At 71.0% G+C, this 23277-nt stretch carries 21 protein-coding genes; 14 read left to right on the top strand and 7 right to left on the bottom strand.

Going from position 1 to position 23277, the window contains the following annotated elements:
* Positions 1-28: 28 nt before the first annotated feature.
* A complete protein-coding gene (locus ABD205_RS14280; RefSeq protein ID WP_344045748.1) occupies positions 29-760 on the bottom strand; it encodes a DUF72 domain-containing protein in 732 nt (243 codons plus the stop codon).
* Between the two features lie 28 nt (positions 761-788).
* On the opposite strand from ABD205_RS14280, the gene truA reads away from it, so the two are divergent.
* Together truA and ABD205_RS14270 are read left to right on the top strand one after the other, a co-directional pair.
* Positions 789-1643: a tRNA pseudouridine(38-40) synthase TruA gene (truA, locus tag ABD205_RS14275; protein WP_425573036.1), complete on the top strand. Its 855-nt coding sequence runs from the start codon at positions 789-791 to the stop codon at positions 1641-1643.
* Positions 1636-2241, top strand: a complete 606-nt coding sequence (locus ABD205_RS14270) for a class I SAM-dependent methyltransferase (RefSeq protein WP_344045746.1) — start codon at positions 1636-1638, stop codon at positions 2239-2241. The genes truA and ABD205_RS14270 overlap by 8 nt, the downstream gene beginning before the upstream one ends.
* A gap of 43 nt (positions 2242-2284) precedes the next feature.
* Here the strand turns inward: ABD205_RS14270 and ABD205_RS14265 are convergent, their stop codons facing one another.
* Together ABD205_RS14265 and ABD205_RS14260 are read right to left on the bottom strand one after the other, a co-directional pair.
* A complete protein-coding gene (locus ABD205_RS14265) occupies positions 2285-3559 on the bottom strand; it encodes a cytochrome P450 (RefSeq protein ID WP_344045744.1) in 1275 nt (424 codons plus the stop codon).
* An 82-nt stretch (positions 3560-3641) separates the two neighbouring features.
* Positions 3642-4607 carry an alpha/beta hydrolase gene (locus ABD205_RS14260; protein WP_344045742.1) on the bottom strand — a complete coding sequence of 322 codons (966 nt, stop codon included), beginning with the start codon at positions 4605-4607 and terminating at the stop codon, positions 3642-3644.
* Positions 4608-4701: 94 nt separating this feature from the next.
* Between ABD205_RS14260 and ABD205_RS14255 the strand changes: the two genes are divergently transcribed.
* Positions 4702-6378 carry an ABC-F family ATP-binding cassette domain-containing protein gene (locus ABD205_RS14255; protein ID WP_344045740.1) on the top strand — a complete coding sequence of 559 codons (1677 nt, stop codon included), beginning with the start codon at positions 4702-4704 and terminating at the stop codon, positions 6376-6378.
* Positions 6378-7394 (top strand): GNAT family N-acetyltransferase, encoded by a 1017-nt coding sequence (locus ABD205_RS14250; protein ID WP_344045738.1) that lies wholly within the window; start codon positions 6378-6380, stop codon positions 7392-7394. The genes ABD205_RS14255 and ABD205_RS14250 overlap by 1 nt, the downstream gene beginning before the upstream one ends.
* A gap of 76 nt (positions 7395-7470) precedes the next feature.
* On the opposite strand, the gene ABD205_RS14245 is transcribed toward ABD205_RS14250, so the two are convergent.
* Together ABD205_RS14245 and ABD205_RS14240 are read right to left on the bottom strand one after the other, a co-directional pair.
* Positions 7471-8856 carry a S1C family serine protease gene (locus ABD205_RS14245; protein ID WP_344045736.1) on the bottom strand — a complete coding sequence of 462 codons (1386 nt, stop codon included), beginning with the start codon at positions 8854-8856 and terminating at the stop codon, positions 7471-7473.
* A 66-nt stretch (positions 8857-8922) separates the two neighbouring features.
* The gene (locus ABD205_RS14240; RefSeq protein WP_344045734.1) at positions 8923-9435 is read right to left on the bottom strand and encodes a MarR family winged helix-turn-helix transcriptional regulator; all 513 of its coding nucleotides are present in this window, start codon (positions 9433-9435) and stop codon (positions 8923-8925) included.
* 61 nt (positions 9436-9496) lie between these two features.
* Between ABD205_RS14240 and ABD205_RS14235 the strand changes: the two genes are divergently transcribed.
* Both ABD205_RS14235 and ABD205_RS14230 read left to right on the top strand, forming a co-directional pair.
* Positions 9497-10744, top strand: a complete 1248-nt coding sequence (locus tag ABD205_RS14235) for an MFS transporter (RefSeq protein WP_344045732.1) — start codon at positions 9497-9499, stop codon at positions 10742-10744.
* A gap of 30 nt (positions 10745-10774) precedes the next feature.
* Positions 10775-12328 (top strand): long-chain-fatty-acid--CoA ligase, encoded by a 1554-nt coding sequence (locus ABD205_RS14230; RefSeq protein ID WP_344045730.1) that lies wholly within the window; start codon positions 10775-10777, stop codon positions 12326-12328.
* Positions 12329-12454: 126 nt separating this feature from the next.
* On the opposite strand, the gene ABD205_RS14225 is transcribed toward ABD205_RS14230, so the two are convergent.
* A complete protein-coding gene (locus tag ABD205_RS14225) occupies positions 12455-13744 on the bottom strand; it encodes a citrate synthase (RefSeq protein WP_344045728.1) in 1290 nt (429 codons plus the stop codon).
* Between the two features lie 283 nt (positions 13745-14027).
* Between ABD205_RS14225 and rplM the strand changes: the two genes are divergently transcribed.
* Genes rplM through glmM form a run of 3 tightly spaced genes read left to right on the top strand, consistent with a single transcriptional unit; the run spans position 14028 to position 16368 of the window.
* Positions 14028-14471: a 50S ribosomal protein L13 gene (gene rplM / locus ABD205_RS14220; protein WP_344045726.1), complete on the top strand. Its 444-nt coding sequence runs from the start codon at positions 14028-14030 to the stop codon at positions 14469-14471.
* A gap of 21 nt (positions 14472-14492) precedes the next feature.
* Entirely contained in the window at positions 14493-14993 is a 501-nt protein-coding gene (rpsI, locus tag ABD205_RS14215; protein WP_344045724.1) for a 30S ribosomal protein S9, read from the top strand.
* A gap of 13 nt (positions 14994-15006) precedes the next feature.
* Positions 15007-16368 carry a phosphoglucosamine mutase gene (gene glmM / locus ABD205_RS14210; protein WP_344045722.1) on the top strand — a complete coding sequence of 454 codons (1362 nt, stop codon included), beginning with the start codon at positions 15007-15009 and terminating at the stop codon, positions 16366-16368.
* A 223-nt stretch (positions 16369-16591) separates the two neighbouring features.
* On the opposite strand, the gene coaA is transcribed toward glmM, so the two are convergent.
* Positions 16592-17587, bottom strand: coding sequence for a type I pantothenate kinase (gene coaA, locus ABD205_RS14205; protein WP_344045720.1), 996 nt, complete (start codon positions 17585-17587; stop codon positions 16592-16594).
* Between the two features lie 93 nt (positions 17588-17680).
* On the opposite strand from coaA, the gene glmS reads away from it, so the two are divergent.
* From glmS to ABD205_RS14180, 5 genes are all read left to right on the top strand, one after another.
* Complete coding sequence (glmS, locus tag ABD205_RS14200; protein ID WP_344045718.1) at positions 17681-19525, top strand: glutamine--fructose-6-phosphate transaminase (isomerizing); 1845 nt, start codon at positions 17681-17683, stop codon at positions 19523-19525.
* Positions 19522-19872, top strand: a complete 351-nt coding sequence (locus tag ABD205_RS14195; RefSeq protein WP_344045716.1) for a holo-ACP synthase — start codon at positions 19522-19524, stop codon at positions 19870-19872. Before glmS ends, ABD205_RS14195 begins: the two co-directional genes overlap by 4 nt.
* Before the next feature lie 127 nt (positions 19873-19999).
* On the top strand, positions 20000-21301 hold the full coding sequence (locus tag ABD205_RS14190; protein WP_344045714.1) for an aspartate aminotransferase family protein: 1302 nt from the start codon (positions 20000-20002) through the stop codon (positions 21299-21301).
* A 25-nt stretch (positions 21302-21326) separates the two neighbouring features.
* On the top strand, positions 21327-22838 hold the full coding sequence (locus ABD205_RS14185; protein ID WP_344045712.1) for a CoA-acylating methylmalonate-semialdehyde dehydrogenase: 1512 nt from the start codon (positions 21327-21329) through the stop codon (positions 22836-22838).
* Positions 22839-22962: 124 nt separating this feature from the next.
* Positions 22963-23277: NAD(P)H-hydrate epimerase (locus ABD205_RS14180; protein ID WP_344045710.1), on the top strand; the 315-nt coding region annotated here is incomplete at its 3' end.

Raw genomic sequence — 23277 nt, 5'->3', positions numbered from 1 at the left:
GTCTCGGGCGCGATCGTCGGCCCGCGGCTCACTCGAGCAGGTCCAGGAGCTCCCGGGCGTTGACCGGCGCGTGGCCCGACCCGTCGTTGTCGAAGTAGCCCCAGACGGTCCGGCCGTCGTCGCGCCACCGCGTGATCCGCTCCGCCCAGCCCTCCAGCGCCGAGGGCGGGTAGCGCCCGGCGTACAGCGGCTCGTCGGTCGGGCCGTGCCAGCGGCAGTAGACGAAGGGCGCCGTCGCTCGCAGCACGGTGTGCAGGCCCGCGCCGTGGGTGACGACGTACGCCGCGCGGTGCTTCTCGAGCACGGCGGCGACCGCGTCGTCGTCCCACGAGGGGTGCCGCAGCTCCATCGCCACCCATACGTCGTCCGGCATCCGCGCGAGGAAGGCGTCGAGTCGCTCGTCGTCACGCTCGACCTCGCCCGGGAGCTGCACGAACACCACCCCGGCCCGCGCCCCGAGCGCCCGCATCGCCGCCGCGAGCCGGTCCGCCCAGGCGCCGTCGGGATCGTTCAGCCGGCGACCGTGGCTCAGCCAGCGTGACGCCTTGACCGACATCGCGAACCCGTCCGGCAGCGAGTGCGACCAGCCCTGGAAGGGCCGCAGTCCGGGCCAGCGGTAGAACGACGCATTCAGCTCGACGGTGTCGAAGCGCTCGGCGTAGTAGTCCCGCCATCGTGCGCGGGCCAGCCCCTCGGGATAGAAGACACCCGCCCAGTGGTCGTAGGTCCAACCCGAGGTGCCGATCCGCACACCGTCCATGCGGGACCTGTATCCAGCGGATGGGAGGATGACCGCCGTGCGGATCCGGATCGACCTCGCCTACGACGGCACCGACTTCCACGGCTGGGCGTCCCAGCCGGGGCTGCGCACCGTGCAGGGCGAGCTGCAGGACGCCCTGGCGACGGCGTTCCGGCTCGCGCCCGACGAGCGCCTCTGGGTGACCTGTGCGGGACGCACCGACGCCGGCGTCCACGCGCGTGGCCAGGTCGTCCACGTCGACGTCGCCGACGACGCGATCGCGGCCAGCGCCGGCCGCTCCCACCTGCCGCCGCTCGACGCGCTGGTGCGCCGGCTCAACGGGATGCTGCCGCTCGACGTGCAGATCCACCGCGCCACCGAGGCCGCGCCCGGCTTCGACGCCCGCTTCTCGGCGCTGTGGCGTCGGTACGCCTACCGGATCGCGGACACCCCGGCGGTGTACGACCCGCTCCGGCGCCACCACGTCCTGTACTGGCCCCGACCGCTCGACCTGTCCCTGATGAACGTGGCCGCGGCGGACCTGATCGGGCTGCACGACTTCGGCGGCTTCTGCAAGGCACGGGAGGGCGCGACCACCATCCGCACCATCCGGACGCTCGTCTGGGAGCGCGACGAGAGCGGTGTGGCGGTCGCGCGAGTCGTCGCGGACGCGTTCTGCCACGGCATGGTGCGTGCGCTCGTCGGCTGCCTGGTGGCCGTCGGGGAGGGTCGCAAGGACATCGGCTGGGCGAAGGAGGTGCTCGGCCACACGGTGCGTACGTCGGCCGTGCACGCGGCCTCACCCCGTGGCCTCACCCTGGAGGAGGTCGGCTACCCGCCCGACGACCAGATGGAGGCGCGAGCCGTGCAGACCCGAGCCAAGAGGGAGGCGGCCGATGACTGACGAGTCCAGCACCGAGCACTACTTCACCGCCGACCCGTCGGTGCCCTTCGAGCGGATCCCCCTGACCGCTGAGGTGTGGGGTCGTGAGCTCGACCTGGTGAGCGGCAGCGGGGTGTTCGCCCAGGGTCGGCTCGACATCGGGACGGCGGTGCTCTTCCGCGAGACCGAGCCGCCCGCCGCGGGCCGGATCCTGGATCTGGGCTGCGGCTACGGTGTGATCGGCCTCGCCATCGCGTCGGTGCTGCCTGACGCCCGGGTGACGGGCGTCGACGTCAACGAGCGCGCGGTGCTCCTCGCCAACGAGAACGCCGCCGCCCTCGGCCTCGCCAACTACCGCGCCTCGACGCCGGAGCAGGCGTCCGAGCAGGAGTACGACGAGATCTGGAGCAACCCGCCGATCCGGATCGGCAAGCAGGCGCTGCACGAGCTCCTGCTCACCTGGCTGCCGCGGCTGGTGCCCGGGGGCCGGGCCGTCATGGTCGTCGGCAAGAACCTCGGCGCCGACAGCCTCCAGCGCTGGCTGACCGAGCAGGGTCACCCCACGACGCGTCTCGCCAGTGCGAAGGGGTTCCGGGTGCTGGAGACCCGGAGGTCCTGAGCCCCGGCGTGACCCCAGGTCACGCTGAGCTCCACAAAGCCGATCAGCGGTGGAGCCGGACCGGCAGCTTGTCGAGGCTGTAGACGATCGACAGGTCGCGGAAGCCGAGCTCGGAGATGTCGTCGGTGGCCAGCGAGAGCTCCGGGAAGCGGGTCGAGAGGCCGGTGAGGGCCGCGCGCAGCTCCATCCGCGCCAGCTCGGCGCCGACGCACCGGTGCAGCCCGTGGCCGAAGGCCAGGTGCTGCGTCTGGGCGTTGCGCAGGTCGAACTGCTCGGGCTGCGGGACGACCGACGGGTCACGGTTGGCCCCGGTCAGCGAGACGATGACGACCGCGCCCTTCTTGACGCGGTGGCCGAAGAGGTCGTGGTCCTCGCGGGCGAACCGCGGGAACGCGATCTGCACCGGGCACAGGTAGCGCAGCAGCTCCTCGACGACGACGTCCACCTGACCCCGGTCGCCCGAACGCAGAGCGGCGTACGCCGCCGGCTGCTGCATGAGCACGTAGGCGCCCATCGACAGCATCGAGGCGGACGTCTCGTAGCCGCCCAGGAAGACACCGTCGGCGAGGCCGCCGAGCTCGACGTCGTCGTACTCGTGGCCCTTGCTGCGGATGAGCTCGCCGATGAGGCCCTCGCCCGGCTCCGCCCGCTGCCGGCGGACCGTCTCGATCAGGAAGGTCCGGGTCTCGGTCGCAGCGCCGAAGGAGGCCGCTCCGCCCTGGCTGACGTCGAAGCGCGCGACCCCGAGCTTGTGGAACTCCTCGCGGACGTCCTCGGGCATGCCGAGCAGCTCGCAGATGACCCGGAACGGGATCTCGAAGCCGAACCGCTGCACCAGGTCGACGACCGGGCCGTTCGCCTCCATCCCGTCGAGAGCGTCGGCGACGATCCCGTCGATCATCTGCTCGAGCCGCCGCAGCCGGCGCATCGTGAACTCGGGCGTCAGCAGGCCACGCAGCCGGGTGTGGTCCGGCGGGTCCGTCATGCCGAGGCCGCCGATGCCCTCGGCGTCGGTGCGGGTGCGTGAGCCGAGCAGGTGTCGCATGTCGTTGGAGTACGACGTCGAGTCGGCCAGGACCTGCTTGGCCTCCTCGTGGCCGGTGACGAGGAAGATGTCGAGCCCCAGCACGTTGCCGACCAGGGTGACCGGATCCGCGGCCCGTTGCTCGGCCAGCTGCGGGACGGGGTCGACCGCGTGCCGGCGGAGCGGGTAGGTCAGGTGCTCCGGCACCTTCTTGAGCGTGGTGATGTCCGGCAGCGGCGAGGCCTGCCGGCGCAGCGCCAGCCGGAGGACCCGACGGCGGAGCGGAGCAGGCATCCACGACATCATGTGTCTCAGTCTGATGGACGCGACTGAGAAATTGTTATCAGGGTCCTCCCTGGCCGCGCCCCGTGTCGCGTCAGGGGTGCAGCAGGCGCCGGAACAGCGCCCCGATCTCGTCGACCGCCGCCTGTGCGGCGCGTGAGAAGCGGCCCATGTCGGCGAAGCCGTGGATGAGGCCCGGATAGGCCCGCAGGGTGACCGGCACGCCCGCCGCCTCCAGCAGCCCGGCGTACGCCGTCCCCGCGTCGCGCAGCGGGTCGAACTGCGCGACGGCGACCACGGCGGGTGTCACCCCCCTCAGGTCGCCTCGGGCGGGGGAGAGGCGCGGATCGGCCGGGTCCGCGTCGCCGACGTACTGCTCGAGGAACCAGGAGATCGTCGGGGCGTCGAGGAAGTAGCCCTCGGCGTTCTCCGCGAGGCTGGGGTGAGCGGTGACGAGGTCGGTCGCCGGGTAGAGGAGCAGCTGCCCGGCCAGCGTCCTGCCCTCGTCGCGCAGCGTCTGGGCGACGACCGCGGCGAGATTGCCGCCGGCACTGTCGCCGCCGACCGCGACGACCGGCGACCCGCCCAGGCCGGCCGCGGGGTCGGTGGCGTGCTCGGCCACCCAGCGGGCGGCGGCCTCGGCGTCGTCCACCGCGGCGGGGAAACGGTGCTCGGGCGCGAGCCGGTAGTCGACGCTGACGACCACCGCCTCGCAGTCGCGGGCGAGCGTGCGGCAGGTGAGGTCATGCGTGTCGAGGTCGCCGACGACCCAACCCCCTCCGTGGAAGAAGACCAGCGTCGGCAGCTCGCCGGGGCGCGGCCGGTAGACCCGCGCCGGGATGTCGCGCTCCGGCCCGGCGATCGTCGCCGCCCTCACCTCCAGCATCTCCGGCAGCAGGCCCGGGTCCCGCAGGTCGACCGTGAGGGCACGGAATCCGACTCGCGCGTCGGCTGCGCTCTGCTCCCACATCGGCGGGTAGCCCGCCTCGGCGAGGAAACCGAGGAGGGCCGCCAGCTCGGGGTCGAGGGCGGGGTCGAGCGCGGGGGTCGTGTCCGTCACGGCTGACAGTCAAGGCGAACCGGGGCGCACCGACAAGGAGCCACGGGTGAAAACGGCGTGCCACCGGCGCCGCCGCAGGGGAGGATGGCGACTCGTGGGACATGTCGACGTCGCGAGCGTGCGTTTCGAGCTTCCGGACGGCCGGGTGCTCCTCGACGACGTGTCGTTCCGCGTCGGCGTGGGGGCCAAGGTCGCCCTGGTGGGCGCCAACGGAGCCGGCAAGACGACGCTGCTGCGCATCATCACCGGCGATCTCGTCCCGACGTCGGGCGTCGTCACCCGGTCGGGCGGCCTCGGCGTCATGCGCCAGAAGGTCGGCGAGGGCGCGACCACGGTCGGCGAGCTGCTGCTGAGCGTGGCACCGGACCGCATCAGGAAGGCGGCCGCCGAGGTCGACGCCTGCGAGCTGGCGCTGATGGACACCGACGACGAGCGCACCCAGCTGCGCTACGCCGGCGCGCTCGCGGAGTACGCCGACGCGGGCGGCTACGACCTCGAGGTCACCTGGGACGTCTGCACGATGGCGGCGCTCGGGCTGCCGTACGACCGGGCCCGGTACCGCGCCCTCGGCACTCTCTCCGGCGGCGAGCAGAAGCGTCTCGTCCTGGAGTACCTGCTGCGTGGTCCCGACGAGGTGCTCCTCCTCGACGAGCCGGACAACTACCTCGACGTGCCGGGCAAGATCTGGCTCGAGCAGCGGATCCGGGAGTCGGCGAAGACGATCCTCTACATCAGCCACGATCGCGAGCTGCTCGCGAACACCGCCACCCGTGTCGTCACGGTCGAGCTCGGCTCGGCCGGCAACCTCGTGTGGACCCATCCGGGCGGCTTCACGAGCTACCACGAGGCGCGCCGCGACCGGTTCGCCCGCTTCGAGGAGATGCGCCGCCGCTGGGACGAGGAGCATGCGAAGCTCAAGGCGCTCGTGCTGCGCTACAAGACCAAGGCGGCGTACAACGACGGCCTGGCCTCGCAGTACCAGGCGGCACAGACCCGGCTCCGCAAGTTCGAGGAGGCCGGTCCGCCGATCGAGCAGCCGCGCGAGCAGCAGGTCACGATGCGGCTCAGGGGCGGCCGCACGGGCAAGCGCGCGGTCGTCTGCGAGCAGCTGGAGCTCACCGGTCTGATGAGGCCGTTCGACCTCGAGGTCTGGTACGGCGAGCGGGTGGCCGTGCTCGGCTCGAACGGCTCCGGGAAGTCGCACTTCCTCCGGCTGCTCGCCGCCGGGGGCAGCCGGCCGGACAAGGAGCACGAGCCGGTCGGCGACGCCCGGATCGCTCCGGTGCGACACCGTGGCATGGCTCGGCTGGGCGCGCGCGTCCGGCCCGGCTGGTTCGTCCAGACCCATGAGCACCCGGAGCTGATCGGCCGCACGCTGCTCGAGATCCTGCACCGTGGCGACGAGCACCGCGAGGGCATGGCCCGCGAGCAGGCCAGCCGTGTGCTCGACCGCTACGAGCTCTCGGCCAGCGCGGAGCAGCGCTTCGAGTCGCTGAGCGGTGGCCAGCAGGCGCGCTTCCAGATCCTGCTGCTCGAGCTCTCCGGCGCGACGCTCCTGCTCCTCGACGAGCCGACGGACAACCTCGACGTCCAGTCCGCCGAGGCGCTCGAGGACGGGCTGAAGGCGTTCGAGGGCACGGTGCTCGCGGTCACCCACGACCGATGGTTCGCCCGGGACTTCGACCGGTTCCTCGTGTACGGCGAGGACGGCACGGTCTACGAGTCGCCCGAGCCGGTGTGGGACGAGGGCCGCGTGGAGCGGGTGCGCTGATGGACATCGTCATCGTCGACCCGCACGACGAGGACGTGCTGGCCTCCTGGCACGGGGTCCTCCATGCCGTCGACCAGGCCGATCGTCCGGCGACCGCCGACACCTGGTCGCTCGACGAGGTGCGGGCCGAGCTGCGGCAGGACTCGGGCTACTGGCGGCGCCTGGCGTTCGTCGCCCGCGACGCCGGACGGACCGTCGGTGCGGCCTGGCTGGCGCTGTCGCTGCAGGACAACCGGCACCGGGGCGAGCTCTTCGTCGCCGTGCTGCCGTCCGCTCGCAGGCGTGGCGTCGGCACGGCGCTGCTCGACCACCTCGAGGACATCGCGCGGACCGAGGGCAGGACCGTGGCCGGCGCGGAGTCGGACTGGCCGACGGTGGCGGGACCGAAGGGCGCGGGTTGGCCGGGGCCGGAGTTCCTTGCCGGCCGTGGCTACGAGCAGGTGCTGCTGGACGTGCAGCGCCGGCTGTCGCTGCCCGTGCCGAGTGGGCTGCTCGACGAGCTCGCCGCACAGGCCGGGGCGCACACGGACGGCTACGAGCTGCGCAGCTGGGTCGGTCCGGTGCCCGAGGAGCACGTCGCGGGCTGGGCCGCGCTCGACGCGAGCCTGGAGACCGAGGCGCCGACCGGCGGCCTCGATCTCGAGCCGCGGGCGGCCGCGATCGCCAAGGTGCGGGAAGACGAGCAGCTGTTCGCGGCGCAGGGACGGACGTCGTACGCGACCGTGGCGCTCGATGCCGCGGGTGAGGTCGTCGCCTACACCCAGATCGCGCGGAGCCGCGACGGCACCGGCAAGGCCTACCAGGAGGGCACGCTGGTGCGACGCGACCACCGTGGCCACCGCCTGGGCCTGGCCGTCAAGGTGGCCAACCTCCGCCTGCTCCAGGACGCCGGGCTGGGCGACGTGGACCGGCTGGTGACCTACAACGCGGCCTCGAACGAGCACATGATCGCCGTCAACGAGGCGCTCGGCTTCCGGGTCGTCGAGTGGGCGGGCGAGTTCCAGAAGCGCCTGTAGCGCCGACAAGCGAGACCCCGCGGCCGGTGCGGGGGCCGCGGGGTCTCGCTCTTCCAACGAGGGGGCAGGAAGCTGGTCAGGACTTGGTGGAGCCTTCGTCCGAGTCCAGGCTGAGGGTGACGGTGCTCGTCTTGCCGCCGCGGGTGTAGGTGATCGACACCTTGTCGCCCGGGCGGTAGGACCGGACCGTCGCGACGAGCGAGTCGGAGCCCACGATCTGGTGGTCGTCGACCTTCGTGATGATGTCGCCCACCTTGATGCCGGCCTTCTGGGCGGCGGACCCGCTGCCGATCTGGCGGACCTCGGCGCCGTTGCTGGTGAACGGCGAGCTGCTGCCCGGCGTCTGCTGCGGCTGCTGCTGGCCGAACGGGTCCTGGTTGCCCTGGTCCTGCTGGCTCTGCTGCGAGGCGCCGACGTCCTGGACGGAGATGCCGAGCCGCGCGTGGGTCGGGGTCTGGCCCTTGATCATCTGCTCGATGACGGGCTTGACCTCGTCCATCGGGATGGCGAAGCCGAGACCGATCGAGCCGGCCTCACCCGAGGAGGTGGACGTGCTGCGGATCGAGGCGTTGATGCCGACGACCTTGCCGCTCATGTCGACGAGCGCACCGCCGGAGTTGCCGGGGTTGATCGCTGCGTCGGTCTGGATCGCGGGGTAGACGGTCGCGTTGCCGGAGTCGTCCGTGCCGACGTTGACCGGCCGGTCGAGCGCGCTCACGATGCCCGACGTCACCGTCGAGTCGAGACCGAACGGCGAGCCGATCGCGACGACGCTCTGCCCGACAGCGAGGCCGTCCGAGCTGCCGATGGTGGCGGGCTTGAGCCCGGAGACCTTCTCCGCCTTGATGACGGCGGTGTCGGTCAGCGGGTCGGTCCCGACGATCTTGGCGGTGGCCGAGGTGCCGTCGTTGAAGTCGACCCGGATCTCGCCGCTGGTGCCGGCGACCTCGACGACGTGGTTGTTGGTGAGGATCGTGCCGTCACTGGTCAAGATGATGCCCGAGCCGGATCCCGACTCCTGCGCACCGGCGACCTCGATCTTCACGACCGACGGGAGCACCGACTGGGCGACGGCCTGCACGCTGCCCGCCGGGGCCGAGGCCGAGGTCGACGTCGCGGGAGTGCTCGACCCGGAGAAGATGCCGGTGCTGCCGGAGTCGCCGTGGGTGTCGTTCCACAGTGCCGCGCCGCCGTACCCGGCGCCGCCGCCGACGACGAGGGCGAGCGCGGCGAGTCCGCCGACGACACCGGCGCGGCCGCGGCGCTTCTCCCGAGGCGTCTCGCGGGGCTCCTCCACGGGGAGGGTGGTCGTCTGGTCGCCGAAGAACCAGGGGTTGCCCGACGGGGGCGGGCCCGACGGACCTGGGTAGCCACCGGCTCCCGAGGTCGGGTACGGCTGGGTGAACGGCTTCGTCGGCTCGCGGTCGGGCGTGCCGGCCGGCTGCTCAGGGTCGTGCGTCATGTCCCCTACTGTGCGGCCCGAGTCTGTGACGACGCTGAGACCCGGCTGGGTGGTCAGGAAGAGTCGTCACTCCTCGAGTCGGAGCGTCAGCTTCTTCAGCAGGCGGGCGAGCTCGGTGCGCTCCTCGGCCGAGAGCTCCCCGATGAGCTCGTCCTCCGCGCGGCCGCGCAGGCCCATCGCCCGACGCCACACCTCCACGCCGTCCTTCGTCACCTCCACGTGGACGCGGCGGCGGTCGCCCGGCGCCGTACGTCGCTGGATCCAGCCGGCCCTCTCGAGGGAGTCGAGCCGCCCGGTCATGCCGGCGTTGCTGATGTCGAGGTCCGCGGCGAGGTCGGAGGGGTTCGCGTGACCGGGCGTGTCGCGGATCATCAGCTGGTGCAGCGTGTCGTACTCCGACTCCTGCAGTCCCGCCTCCGCCACCGCCTCCTGCTTGGTCCGGCGGAAGTAGCGGACGATCCGACCGATCCGGACCGTGATCGCCTCCACCTCGTCGTCGAACCCGATGTCGATCCAGTGGTCGCGCCAGCGGGCGACATGTCGGTCGGCCCAGTCGTCGGGCTCGTCGGCACCGGTCATGGTCGTCATCCTAGAGATAATTCGTTGACGAACCTTTCGCCGTCTAACTATTTTCAAGGACGTGACCACCGCTCCGTCCGTACGACGACCCGGACCGCTGCGTCACCGCAACTTCCGGCTGCTGGTCACCGGGTCCGCGGTGAGCTCGTTCGGAAACGCGATCACCCCGATCGCGCTCGCGTTCGCCGTGCTCGACCTCGGTGGCTCGGCGACCGATCTGGGGCTCGTCGTCGCCGCGTTCGCGGGCGCGGAGGTGGTCACCACGCTGCTCGGTGGCGTCCTCGGCGACCGGGTCTCGCGCAAGCTGATGATGGAGGGTTCCTCGGCGGCGAGCGCCGTGGCCCAGGCGGGCATGGCCACCACGCTCATCACCGGCGCCGCGACGATCCCGCTGCTGACGGTGCTCGGGATGGTGACCGGCGTGCTGTCGGCGCTCAACCAGCCGTCGTCCCAGGCCATGACCCGCCTGGTGGTGCCGCCGGAGGAGCTGCCCCGGGCGGTCGCCGTACGGCCTCTCGCGCAGCAGCTGGGCATGGTCGCCGGATCTGTGGCCGGTGGTGCTCTGGTGGCCGTGACCGGGGCCGGGTGGGCGATCATGGTCGATGCGGCGACCTTCGCGTTCGCCGCCCTCTGCTTCTCACGGCTGCGCGTCGCGCACACCAGGCCGGACGGTCCGCGCGGCTCGATGCTGAGCGAGCTGGGGGAGGGCGCGCGCGAGGTGCTGCGCCACACGTGGCTCTGGCTGCTCATCGGCCAGGCGTTGGTCTACCACCTCTTCTACGGTGGCGCGCAGGGCGTGCTCGGGCCGGTGGTGGTCGGCGACGGCATCGGTCGGAGCGCATGGGGCGCCGCGCTCGGCGCGATGATGGCCGGGTTCGTCGCCGGCGGGCTGATCTGCCTGCGCTGGCAGCCGCGACGCGCCCTGTTCGCGGGGGCGATCATGCTCACGCTGACCTGCCTGTTCCCTCTGGCGATGGCCCTGTCCGACCAGGCGGCCGTGATCCTGGCGGGCGCGTTCCTGCACGGCTTGGGCCTGTCCGTCTTCTCGGTGTTCTGGGACCTGTCGATCCAGCAGAACATCCCCGAGGACAAGCTCTCCCGGGTCTACTCGTTCGACATCGTCGGGTCGTTCGTCGCGCGGCCCCTCGGCCTGGCGTTGACGGGTCCGGTCGCGGAGGCGGTGGGCTTCCGGAACTGGCTCCTCGTCGTCGCGGTGGTGCTCTTCGTCGTCGAGGTGGCAGCGCTCTTCTCGCGCGACGTGCGCCACCTCGAGATCGCCGGGCTGCACAGCGACGACCCAGCCTTGTGACGCCGGTGTGCGCTACGCCACACTCTCGCCATGACAGCGCCGGAGCCGCAGTTCGTCGACGACCGGCTCGCCCACTGGGCGAGCGTCAACCCCGAGGGTGAGTGCCTCACCTACGGTCAGCGGACCTGGACCTGGGCACAGTTCCACGACCGCGTACGGCGCGTCGCCGGGGGCCTGCGCGAGCTCGGTGTCGGGCGTGGTGACGTGGTGGCGTTCGTCGACAAGAACCACCCGGCGTGCGTCGAGCTGTCCCTCGGCGCCGGCCTGATCGGGGCCGCGAACGCGGTGGTCAACTGGCGGCTCGCGGGCGACGAGGTCGGCTTCACGCTCAACGACTGCGGGGCGAAGGTCCTGGTCGTCGGCAGCGAGCTGATCCCCGCCATCGAGGCGATCCGCGGGCAGCTGCCGCACGTCGAGCGCATCCTCGAGGTGACGACGGACGGGGTGGGCGACGCCTACGAGGAGTGGCTCGCCGCATCCACGCCCGTGGACCGTGACCCTGGGACCGAGCCCGACGACACCTGCCTTGTGCTCTACTCCAGCGGCACGACCGGCCGGCCCAAGGGCGTGATGCTGACCCACCGCAACTTCGTCGCCCACACTGTCAACTCCCACGACGGCTGGGAGTTCGAGCCCGGCGACAAGAGCCTCGTCGCGATGCCGCTCTTCCACGTCGGCGGGTCGTCGTACGTGCTCTTCGGGCTCCACGACGGCATCCCCAGCATCGTGACGCGCGAGCCGGACGGCCTCTCGCTGGCGACCGCGATCATGCAGGGCGCCAACCGGATGTTCCTCGTGCCGGCCGTGCTGGCCCAGGTGATCCAGTCGGGGCCGCAGGGCATCGAGGTGTTCAGCAAGCTGAAGAGCTTCACCTACGGCGCCTCGCCCATGCCGCCGCCGCTCCTGCGCGCCGCGATGAAGACGTGGCCCGAGATCGACCTGATGCAGGTCTACGGCCTGACGGAGGTGTGCGGCGTCGCCACGCACCTGCTCCCGGACGAGCACCGGCAGGCGGAGGCCGAGGGGCACCCGGAGCGGCTGCTCAGCGCCGGCCGGGCGATCCCGGGCATGGAGGTCCGCATCGTCGACACGGTGACGCTGGACGAGGTGCCGACCGGCGATCCCGGCGAGATCTGGCTGCGCTCGGAGCAGGTCATGACGGGCTTCCTCGGCCGCCCGGAGGAGACGGCGAAGGTGGTGACCGAGGGCGGCTGGTTCCGCAGCGGTGACATCGGCCGGATCGACGCGGACGGCTTCGTCTACGTCGAGGACCGGCTCAAGGACATGATCATCAGCGGTGGCGAGAACATCTACTCGCCCGAGGTCGAGCGCGTCCTCGCCGAGCACCCGGCCGTGCTCGAGTGTGCCGTGATCGGCGTACCGGACGAGCGGTGGGGCGAGACGGTGCGTGCGTACGTCGTCCGCAAGCCCGACCTGTCCGCGACCGAGGCCGACGTCATCGAGTTCTGCCGAGAGCAGCTGGCGCACTTCAAGTGCCCCACGTCGGTGGTCTTCCTCGAGGCCCTGCCCCGCAACCCCACCGGGAAGATCCTCAAGCGGGACCTGCGCGGCGCCTACCTCTGAAGACGCCGAGATCCGGGTTCTGGTCCTCCGAGATCCGGAAAGCGGCCCTCACCTGCGACGAGACTGTCGTAGGTGGGGGCCGCTTTCCGGATCTCGAAGGACCAGAACCCGGATCTCGGCTGTGGGTCAGACCCAGCGCTGGTCGGTCGGGGTGTATGTCAGACCGCGCGAGCCCGTGTAGATCTGCTTCGGGCGGGCGATCTTCTGCTCCTTGTCCTGGGTGAGCTCGAGCCACTGCGCGAGCCAGCCCGGCGTACGCCCGATGGCGAAGAGCACCGTGAACATCTCCGGCGGGAACTGGAAGGCCTCGTAGATGAGGCCGGAGTAGAAGTCGACGTTCGGGTAGAGCTTGCGCTTGACGAAGTACTCGTCCTCGAGCGCGATCTTCTCCAGCTCCTGGGCGATCTCGAGCAGCGGGTTGACCCCGGTGACCTCGAAGACGTCGTCGCAGGCCTTCTTGATGATCTTGGCGCGCGGGTCGTAGTTCTTGTAGACCCGGTGGCCGAAGCCCATCAGGCGCTCGTTGCCGTTCTTCACGCCCTCGATGAAGGCGGGGATCTCGGACTTCGAGCCGATCCGCTTGAGCATCCGCAGCACCGCCTCGTTGGCGCCGCCGTGCAGCGGGCCGTAGAGGGCGCCGACGCCGGCCGCGACGGCCGAGTAGGGGTCGACCTGCGTCGAGCCGACCGACCGGACGGCGTTCGCCGACGCGTTCTGCTCGTGGTCGGCGTGCAGGATGAAGAGGGTGTCGAGCGCCTTGACCAGGCGCGGGTCGGCCTCGTACTTCGGCTCGCTCATCTTGAAGAGCATGGAGAGGAAGTTCTCGGTGTAGGACAGCGCGTTGTCCGGGTAGACGTACGGCTTGCCCTGGGCGTGCCGGAACGACCAGGCGCCCAGCGTGGGCATCTTCGCGATCATGCGGATGATCTGGATCGCGCGGTTGTCGGCGTCGCTGATGTTGCGCGACTCCGGGTAGAACGTCGAGAGGGCCCCGACCGACGCCATCAGCATCCCCATCGGGTGCGCGTCGTAGCGGAAGCCCTCCATGAAGCCCTTCACGTTCTCGTGGACGAACGTGTGGTAGGTGATGTTGTGGACCCACTGGTCGTACTCGTCCTTCGACGGCAGCGACCCGTGCACGAGGAGATAGGCGACCTCGAGGAAGTTCGACTGCTCGGCGAGCTGCTCGATCGGGTAGCCCCGGTATTCGAGGACGCCCTTGTCGCCGTCGATGAAGGTGACCGAGCTCCGACAGGAGGCGGTGTTGACGAAACCGGGGTCGTACACGGCCAGGCCCGGCTCGTCCTCGCCAGACCGGATCTTCCCGATGTCGGCGGCCCTGATGGTGCCGTCGAGGATCGGGACCTCGTACTCCTGTCCGGTGCGGTTGTCACGGACGGTGAGAGAATCAGTCACGTCGCTCACGTTAGCCTCCACGGTTCGTTCCGAGTAAGTCGGTGCCCGTCACGTGAGAGAAGCAAGCGCGCGTACGCCGTTTTGACCGGTGGTACGACGGCCCGTAGCCTTGTTCGGTCGTGACTCCTGCCGCTCCCCGGCCACCCACGGTCGAGGGGCAGTCCCGGACGGCAGAGATGCCGAGCCGGGCCGTGTTCGTCAGAAGCCACGAGCGCTCCGTCGCAAGGCGGGCAACCTCTCCGGCAGCCGCCGGGGAAGGACCAACGAACGAATGAGGCACATCGTGGGCACCTATGCTCCGAAGCCGGGCGACATCGAGCGCGCCTGGCACGTGATCGACGCGACCGACATCCGTCTCGGTCGTCTGTCGGTGCAGGTCGCGAACCTGCTCCGCGGCAAGCACAAGGCGATCTTCGCCCCCAACGCCGACACCGGTGACTTCGTCATCGTCATCAACGCCGAGAAGGTCTCCCTCTCCGGCAACAAGCGGACCACCAAGTTCGCCTACCGTCACTCCGGTTACCCGGGCGGTCTGACGGCCACCCCGATCGGCGAGATCCTCGACACCGACGCTCGCAAGGCGATCGAGAAGGCCGTGTGGGGCATGCTCCCCAAGAACAAGCTCGGTCGGCAGATGGTGAAGAAGCTCAAGGTCTACTCCGGCCCGACGCACCCGCATGAGGCTCAGAAGGCCGTCCCGTTCGAGATCAAGCAGATCTCCCAGTAATCGTTGAGCTGAGGAACTTTCGTGTCTGAAAACACCGCCGAGGTCGAGCAGACCTTCGAGACTGACGAGCAGGGCGTCGCCTACACCTCGGAGAGCGCCCCGTCCGCCGACACCCCCGCCCGCCCCGCCACCATCGCTCCGGCCGGTGCCACCGGCCGCCGCAAGGAGGCCGTCGCCCGCGTCCGCATCGTGCCCGGCACGGGTGTGTGGACCATCAACGGCCGCGCGCTCGACGAGTACTTCCCGAACGCGCTGCACCGCCAGGTCGCTGCCGAGCCGTTCGCGGCCCTGCAGCTCGAGGGCCGCTTCGACGTCATCGCCCGCATCCACGGTGGCGGCATCACCGGCCAGGCCGGCGCGCTGCGCCTGGGCGTGGCCCGTGCCCTCAACGCCATCGACGTCGAGGCCAACCGTCCGACCCTGAAGAAGGCCGGCCTGCTCACCCGCGACGCTCGCGTCGTGGAGCGCAAGAAGGCTGGTCTCAAGAAGGCCCGCAAGGCCTCGCAGTTCTCGAAGCGCTGATCTTCGACTCTGCATGACACGCCTCTTCGGCACGGACGGGGTCCGGGGCCTGGCGAACGGTGAGACGCTCACCGCTTCGCTGGCCCTGGACCTTGCCGTTTCAGCAGCTCGGGTGCTCGCGGACGCCGGCCAGTTCGAGGGGCACCGGCCCTTCGCGGTGATCGGCCGCGACCCGCGCATCTCGGGTCACTTCCTCGAGGCCGCCGTCGCGGCGGGCCTCGCCTCCGCCGGTGTCGACGTCGTCGACCTCGGCGTGATCCCGACGCCCGGCATCGCCTACCTGACCGCGGAGCTCGGCGCCGACCTCGGCGTCGTCATCACCGCCTCGCACAACCCGATGCCCGACAACGGCATCAAGTTCCTGGCGCGAGGCGGCCACAAGCTCGACGACGTGGTCGAGGACGCCATCGAGTCCCGCCTCGGCGCGCCGTTCGACCACCCGACGGGCGCCTCCGTCGGTCGGATCAGCTTCCGCTCGACCGCCGTCCACGAGTACGCCGACCACCTGGCCACCACGCTCGGCCCGGACTCCGGCCCGAGCTCCCTGTCCGGGCTCACCGTGGTGCTCGACTGCGCCCAGGGCGCGGCGTCGCTCGCCGGGCCGCGGGCCTTCGAGGCGCTCGGGGCGACGGTGATCGCGATCAACAACACCCCGCGCGGCGACGACATCAACGACAGCTGCGGCTCGACGCACCCCGAGCAGCTGCAGAAGGCCGTGCTCGAGCACGGGGCTGACGCGGGCTTCGCGTTCGACGGCGACGCCGACCGCTGCCTGGCCGTCGATGCCTCGGGCAACCTCGTCGACGGCGACCAGATCATGGCCGTCCTGGCGCTCGCCCTGCGCGACGCCGGCCGGCTGCCGTCCTCGACGCTGGTCACGACGGTGATGAGCAACCTCGGTCTGCGGCAGGCGATGTCGGCCGCGGGCATCGAGCTGCGGACCACGGGCGTCGGTGACCGCTACGTGCTCGAGGAGATGCGCGCCGGGGGCTACTCGCTCGGCGGCGAGCAGTCCGGCCACGTCATCATGAGCGACCACGCCACCACCGGCGACGGGATCCTGACGGCGCTGCACGTCGCCTCGCGGATGATGACGACGGGCGAGTCCCTGGCGTCGCTCGCCTCCGTCGTGACGCGCTTCCCGCAGGTCCTCGTCAACGTCCCGAGCGTCGACAAGAGCCGGTGCGACGACCCCGAGCTGCTGGCGGCCGTGGCCGCCGAGGAGGCCGCACTCGGCGAGACCGGGCGGATCCTCCTGCGGCCGTCGGGGACCGAGCCGCTGGTGCGCGTGATGGTCGAGGCACCGACCGTCGACCACGCGACGACCGTCGCGGAGCGGCTCGCGGGCGTCGTACGCGACCGGCTGGCGCTCTAGGTCGGTTGGCCTCACCCAACTATCACGGTGATGGTTGGCGCTGTCAGTGATAGTTCCTGAGTGTCACTTGCGGGCCCAACTATCACGGTGATGGTTGGCGCTGTCAGTGATAGTTCCTCAGTGTCACTTGCGGGCCCAACCATCACGGTGATAGTTGGGCGAGGGGTCGGTGCGCGAGAGCGGCCGCCCTGCTCCGCGACCGCGCAGGCCCGGGCGCACGGTGTCAGATCTTGCGCAGCCGCACGTAGCGGACCGAGTGGTCCTTGTCCTTGCGCAGCACCAGCGTGGCGCGCGAGCGGGTCGGCAGCACGTTCTGCGTCAGGTTGGGCCCGTTGATCGTGTCCCAGATGCGCTCGGCCTCGGCGACGGCCTCGTCGCGGGTGAGGGCGGCGTACTTGCGGAAGTAGGAGTGCGGGTCGCGGAACGCCGTCTCGCGCAGCCGCAGGAAGCGCTCGACGTACCACTGCCGGATGTGGGACGTGCCGGCGTCGACGTACACCGAGAAGTCGAAGAAGTCCGACAGGCCAAGTCCGGTGCGGCCGTCTCCGCGGACGCCGGCCGGCTGGAGGACGTTGAGCCCCTCGATGATGACGATGTCGGGCGACTTGATGACGACCTTCTCGTCGCCGACGACGTCGTAGACGAGGTGGGAGTACGTCGGCGCCTCGACCTCCTCCTTGCCCGACTTGATGTCGACGACGAACTTGAGCAGCGCCCTGCGGTCGTAGGACTCCGGGAACCCCTTGCGCTGCATGAGCCCGCGCCGTTCGAGCTCGGCGTTGGGGTACAGGAACCCGTCCGTGGTGATGAGCGCGACGTTGGGGTGCTCGGGCCAGTGGGCGAGCATCTGCTGCAGCACCCGTGCGGTGGTCGACTTGCCGACCGCGACCGAGCCGGCGACGCCCATCACGAACGGCGTGCGCGGGGGAGTGCGCCGGTGCAGGAACGCCTCCTGCTCGCGGTGCAGCCCGCCGGCCGCCGAGACGTAGAGCGAGAGCAGCCGTGACAACGGGAGGTAGACCTGCTCGACCTCGGTGAGGTCGAGGCGGTCGCTGAGCCCGCGCAGCCGCTCCAGCTCCTCGGCGGAGAGCGGGCTGACGGTCTCGTGGGCAAGGTCCGCCCAGGCCTCGCGGCTCAGCTCGAGGTAGGGCGATGCCTCGCCCTCATGACTGCCGTTGCCGTGGGACTCGCCCTCGGTGTGGGCCTCAGTCGAGGTCATGGCAGGCCATTGTTCCAGCCCGTGTTCCGGCCCCGGGCTCGGGCCACGTGGTGACGGCCGGAGGTGCGGTCCGCCCCCGTAGACTCGGCCACCATGTGCGGCATCGTGGGCTACGTCGGCAGCCAGCAGTCCGAGGGGGCTGTGATCGAGGGTCTGCGGCGGATGGAGTACCGCGGCTACGACTCGGCGGGTATCGCCGTCGTGGCCGACGGCACGCTGACCGTCCGGAAGAAGGCGGGCAAGCTCGCCAACCTCGACAAGGTGATCTCCGAGGAGCCGTTGCCGGCCTCCACCACCGGCATCGGCCACACCCGCTGGGCGACCCACGGCGGCCCCAGCGACCACAACGCGCACCCGCATCTCGGCGCCACGGGGCGGGTCGCGCTGGTGCACAACGGGATCATCGAGAACTTCGCCGAGCTGCGCGCCCAGCTCGAGGCCGACGGCCACATCCTGGTCTCGGAGACCGACACGGAGGTCGCCGTACACCTGCTCGAGGCGGCCGTCGTCGCGGGCGCCGATCTCACCACCGCGATGCAGGACGTCTGCCGTCGGCTCGAAGGCGCGTTCACGTTCGTCGCCGTCGACGCGCAGGACCCCTCGCGCATCGTCGGAGCGCGCCGCAACAGCCCGCTCGTCGTCGGCCTCGGCGACGGGGAGAACTTCCTGGGCTCCGACGTCGCGGCCTTCATCGAGCACACCCGCGACGCCCTCGAGCTCGGCCAGGACCAGGTCGTCACGATCACCGCCTCGGACGTGGCCGTCACCGGCTTCGACGGCACGCCGAGCGAGGGCCGTCGCTACCACGTCGACTGGGACCTCTCCGCGGCCCAGAAGGACGGCCACGACTGGTTCATGCGCAAGGAGATCCACGAGCAGCCGCGGGCCGTCGCCGACGCCCTGCTGGGCCGCCGCGGCGTGGACGGCCGGCTGCAGCTCGACGAGATGCGGCTCTCCGACCAGGAGCTGCGCGACATCGACAAGATCATCATCATCGCGGCCGGCACGTCCTTCTACGCGGGCATGGTGGCGAAGTACGCGATCGAGCACTGGTGCCGCATCCCGGTCGAGGTGGAGCTCTCGTCGGAGTTCCGCTACCGCGACCCGATCGTCGACTACTCCACGCTCGTCGTCGCGATCTCCCAGTCCGGGGAGACAGCCGACACGCTCCAGGCGATCCGCCACGCCCGCGCCCAGCGGTCGAAGGTGCTCGCGATCTGCAACACCAACGGGTCGACGATCCCGCGCGAGTCCGATGCCGTGATCTACATGCACGCCGGGCCGGAGATCGGCGTCGCCTCCACCAAGGGGTACGTCACCCAGCTCGTCGCCTGCTACCTCCTCGCGCTCTACCTCGCCCAGGTCAAGGGCACCCGGTACGGCGACGAGATCACGCAGGTCGTCGAGCAGCTCGAGGCGATCCCCGCGCAGATCGAGAAGGTGCTCGCGAAGGCGGAGGACATCTACCGACTCGCCCGGCACCACGTCGACAGCCGGTCCTTCCTGTTCCTGGGCAGGCACGCCGGCTACCCGGTCGCGCTGGAGGGCGCCCTGAAGCTCAAGGAGCTCGCCTACCTGCACGCCGAGGGGTTCGCGGCCGGCGAGCTCAAGCACGGGCCGATCGCGCTGGTCGAGCCGGGCCTGCCGGTGCTGTGCATCGTGCCGCCGCGTGGCCGCGACCAGCTGCACGACAAGATGCTGTCCGGCATCCAGGAGGTGCGCGCCCGCGGCGCCCACACGATCGTGCTGGCCGAGGAGGGCGACGACCGCATCGCGCCGTACGCCGACGAGCTGGTCACGCTGCCCCGGGTGCCCGTCCTGCTCCAGCCGCTGGTCGCCGTCATCCCGCTGCAGCTCTTCGCGTGCGAGCTGGCCTCGGCCATGGGTCACGACGTCGACCAGCCGCGAAACCTCGCCAAGTCGGTGACCGTCGAATGATCGTCGGCGTCGGGATCGACGTGTGCGACCTCGACCGGTTCACGGCGTCCCTGGAGCGCACGCCGGGGCTGCGCGAGCGGCTCTTCACCCCCGACGAGGCGTCGCGCCCGCCGGCGTCGCTGGCGGCGCGGTTCGCCGCCAAGGAGGCGCTCGCGAAGGCGCTCGGCGCCCCGAACGGGCTCGCCTGGCACGACGCCGAGGTCGTCTCCGAGACGACCGGCCGCCCGCGCTTCGAGCTGCGCGGCACGGTGCGGCAGCGTGCCGAGGAGCTCGGCGTCACGAGCGTCCACCTCTCGCTCTCGCACGACGCCGGGATCGCGTCGGCGATGGTCGTCCTGGAGGGCTGACGCCGATCGGTCCGGCCCAGGTATAGTCCACCGAAATGGTGCGTCCCTGGGGCTTTTACCTACGGATTCCGCACCTTCGAGTGGCAAAAGCCGCCGAATCCGTGACGATCCTGGGAGTGAGTGTGCGATGAGCACTGACCTGGACCAGCAGACCCGGGGGCTCGACCGGGCCCATGTCTTCCACTCGTGGTCGGCCCAGGCGGCTCTCGACCCGCTGGTGATCGCCGGTGGCAAGGGCTGCCACCTCTGGGACCACAGCGGGCGGCAGTACCTCGACTTCTCCAGCCAGCTCGTCAACACCAACATCGGGCACCTGCATCCGCGGGTCGTCGAGGCGATCCAGGAGCAGGCGGCGCTGCTCCCGACGATCGCGCCGTCGACGGCCAACGTCGCCCGGGGCGAGGCCGCCAAGCGGATCGTCGCCCGCGCGCCCGAGGGCTTCAACAAGGTCTTCTTCACCAACGGCGGCGCGGACGCGAACGAGAACGCCATCCGGATGGCCCGGCTCACCACCGGCCGCGAGAAGGTCCTCTCGACCTACCGCAGCTATCACGGCAACACCGGCGCCGCGATCGTGTCGACCGGCGACTGGCGTCGTCAGCCGAACGAGTTCGCCCGCGGGCACGTGCACTTCTTCGGTCCTTACCTCTACCGCTCGGAGTTCTGGGCGACCACCCCCGAGGAGGAGTCGGCGCGGGCGCTGCGGCACCTGCGTCGGGTCATCGAGTCCGAGGGTCCGGCGACGATCGCGGCGATCCTGCTCGAGACGATCCCCGGGACCGCCGGGATCCTCCTGCCGCCGCCGGGCTACCTGGCCGGCGTACGGGCGCTCGCCGACGAGTTCGGGCTCGTCCTGATCCTCGACGAGGTGATGGCCGGCTTCGGGCGCACCGGTGAATGGCTCGCCCTCGACGCGTACGGCGTCGTCCCCGACCTGATCACCTTCGCCAAGGGCGTGAACTCCGGCTACGTGCCGGTCGGCGGCGTGATCATCAACGACGCGATCGCCGCGCAGTTCGACGAGCGCGTGTTCCCCGGTGGCCTGACCTACTCGGGCCACCCGCTCGCGGCCGCCTCGATCGTCGCGACGCTCGACGCGATGGAGGACGAGGGCATCGTCGCCAACGCCGCGCGCATCGGGCGCGACGTCCTCGACCCCGGTCTGCGTGCTCTGGCCGACAAGCACGACGTCGTCGGCGAGGTCCGCGGCACCGGTGTCTTCTGGGCCCTGGAGCTGGTCGCCGACGCGTCGGACCGCACACCGCTCGACGGCCCGACCATGGGCCGGATCAAGGCGGCGCTGCTCGAGCGGGGGCTCATCCCCTTCGTGCAGGACAACCGCATCCACGTCGTACCGCCGTGCGTGGTGACCGACGGCGAGGTCGCTGAGGCGCTCGCCATCTACGACGACGTGCTCAGCACCCTCTGACAAGCACCTGGGAAAGGCAAGACCGATGACCTCCGCCACGACCACCCTCCCCGTCCTCGACCACTGGATCGGCGGCACCTCGACTGCCGGCGTCGGCGCCCGCCTCGGCCCGGTCTACGACCCGGCCCTCGGCCAGGTGGCCAAGCAGGTGCGGCTGGGCGCCGCCGCCGACGTCGATGCTGCCGTGGCCGCCGCCAAGGCCGCCTTCGCGGGCTGGTCCCAGGCGTCCCTCGCGAAGCGGACGCAGGTGCTGTTCGCGTTCCGTGAGCTGCTCAACGCCCGCGTCGGCGAGCTCGCCGCGATCATCACCGAGGAGCACGGCAAGGTGCTCTCGGACGCGGCCGGCGAGATCGCCCGCGGCCTGGAGGTCGTGGAGTTCGCGTGCGGCGTCGCGCAGCTGCAGAAGGGCGCCTACTCCGAGCAGGCATCGACGGGCGTCGACGTGTACTCGCTGCGCCAGGCACTCGGTGTCGTCGGCATCATCAGCCCGTTCAACTTCCCCGCGATGGTCCCGATGTGGTTCTTCCCGCTCGCGATCGCGGTCGGCAACACGGTCGTGCTGAAGCCCTCGGAGAAGGACCCGTCGGCCTCGCTCTGGATGGCCCGGCTGTGGCAGGAGGCCGGCCTGCCCGACGGTGTCTTCAACGTCGTCAACGGCGACAAGGAGGCCGTCGACGCGCTCCTGGTCCACCCCGACGTCGCGTCGATCTCGTTCGTCGGGTCGACCCCGATCGCGCAGCACGTCTACTCGACCGGCACTGCCGCCGGCAAGCGCGTCCAGGCGCTCGGCGGCGCCAAGAACCACATGCTCGTGCTGCCTGACGCCGACCTCGACCTCGTCGCCGACTCGGCGGTCAACGCCGGGTTCGGCTCCGCGGGCGAGCGGTGCATGGCGGTCTCGGTCGTCGTCGCCGTCGACTCGATCGCGGACGCGCTCATCGACAAGGTGACGACCCGGATGGCTTCGCTGCGCACCGGCGACGGACGACGCGGCTGCGACATGGGCCCGCTCATCACCCGCGAGCACCGCGACAAGGTGGCGTCGTACGTCGACCAGGCGGTCACCGACGGCGCGACCGTCGTCGTCGACGGGCGCAAGGGCGAGTTCGACGGCGCCGCCGACGGCTTCTGGCTCGGCCCGACGCTGGTCGACCGCGTGCCGACGTCGTCGTCGGTTTACACCGACGAGATCTTCGGCCCGGTGCTCTCGATCGTGCGCGTCTCGTCCTACGAGGAGGGGCTGGAGCTCATCAACTCCGGCGCGTTCGGCAACGGCACCGCCATCTTCACCAACGACGGCGGTGCGGCGCGGCGGTTCCAGCACGAGGTCGAGGTCGGCATGGTCGGCATCAACGTGCCGATCCCGGTGCCCGTCGCGTACCACTCCTTCGGTGGCTGGAAGGCGTCGCTCTTCGGCGACGCCAAGGCCTACGGCACCCACGGCGTCGACTTCTTCACCCGCGAGAAGGCTGTCACCGCGCGCTGGCTCGACCCGTCCCACGGCGGCATCAACCTCGGCTTCCCCCAGAACGCCTGACGGAGCTTCGACGCCGAGATCCGGGTTCTGGCCCTTCGAGATCCGGGTGACAGCCCTCGCAGCAGGGCCGCGACCCGGATCTCGAAGGGCCAGAACCCGGATCTCGGCGCAGTAGCGTGGGGCCGTGAGATCAGCGCACACCGTCGAGCAGGTCCGTGCCGCCGAGGCCACGCTGATGGCGACGCTGCCGGACGGGGCGCTGATGCAGCGGGCGGCCAGCGGGCTCGCGGCGGCCATCGCCGACTTCCTGGGCGGGGTCTACGGCCGCAAGGTCGTGCTGCTCGTCGGGCCCGGTGACAACGGCGGCGACGCCTTGTACGCCGGCGCACAGCTGGCGCGCCGCGGCGCGGCCGTCGAGGCCTGGCTGCTCGCCGACCGCGCGCACGAGGCCGGTCTCGAGGCCCTGCGTCGCGCCGGCGGACGCGTCACCGGTCCGCGT

Source organism: Nocardioides panacihumi, assembly GCF_039530925.1.
GTDB classification, from domain to species: domain Bacteria; phylum Actinomycetota; class Actinomycetes; order Propionibacteriales; family Nocardioidaceae; genus Nocardioides; species Nocardioides panacihumi.
The sequence above is the reverse complement of the archived record's forward strand: the minus strand, read 5'-3'. Positions and strand labels throughout refer to the sequence as shown.

Coding starts and splice junctions, on each gene's coding strand:
- ABD205_RS14280 (WP_344045748.1), bottom strand. CDS start 760: ATGGACGGTGTGCGGATCGGCACCTCGGGTTGGACCTACGACCACTGG.
- truA (WP_425573036.1), top strand. CDS start 789: ATGACCGCCGTGCGGATCCGGATCGACCTCGCCTACGACGGCACCGAC.
- ABD205_RS14270 (WP_344045746.1), top strand. CDS start 1,636: ATGACTGACGAGTCCAGCACCGAGCACTACTTCACCGCCGACCCGTCG.
- ABD205_RS14265 (WP_344045744.1), bottom strand. CDS start 3,559: ATGCCTGCTCCGCTCCGCCGTCGGGTCCTCCGGCTGGCGCTGCGCCGG.
- ABD205_RS14250 (WP_344045738.1), top strand. CDS start 6,378: ATGGACATCGTCATCGTCGACCCGCACGACGAGGACGTGCTGGCCTCC.
- ABD205_RS14245 (WP_344045736.1), bottom strand. CDS start 8,856: ATGACGCACGACCCTGAGCAGCCGGCCGGCACGCCCGACCGCGAGCCG.
- ABD205_RS14240 (WP_344045734.1), bottom strand. CDS start 9,435: ATGACCGGTGCCGACGAGCCCGACGACTGGGCCGACCGACATGTCGCC.
- ABD205_RS14230 (WP_344045730.1), top strand. CDS start 10,775: ATGACAGCGCCGGAGCCGCAGTTCGTCGACGACCGGCTCGCCCACTGG.
- glmM (WP_344045722.1), top strand. CDS start 15,007: ATGACACGCCTCTTCGGCACGGACGGGGTCCGGGGCCTGGCGAACGGT.
- coaA (WP_344045720.1), bottom strand. CDS start 17,587: ATGACCTCGACTGAGGCCCACACCGAGGGCGAGTCCCACGGCAACGGC.
- glmS (WP_344045718.1), top strand. CDS start 17,681: ATGTGCGGCATCGTGGGCTACGTCGGCAGCCAGCAGTCCGAGGGGGCT.
- ABD205_RS14195 (WP_344045716.1), top strand. CDS start 19,522: ATGATCGTCGGCGTCGGGATCGACGTGTGCGACCTCGACCGGTTCACG.
- ABD205_RS14190 (WP_344045714.1), top strand. CDS start 20,000: ATGAGCACTGACCTGGACCAGCAGACCCGGGGGCTCGACCGGGCCCAT.
- ABD205_RS14185 (WP_344045712.1), top strand. CDS start 21,327: ATGACCTCCGCCACGACCACCCTCCCCGTCCTCGACCACTGGATCGGC.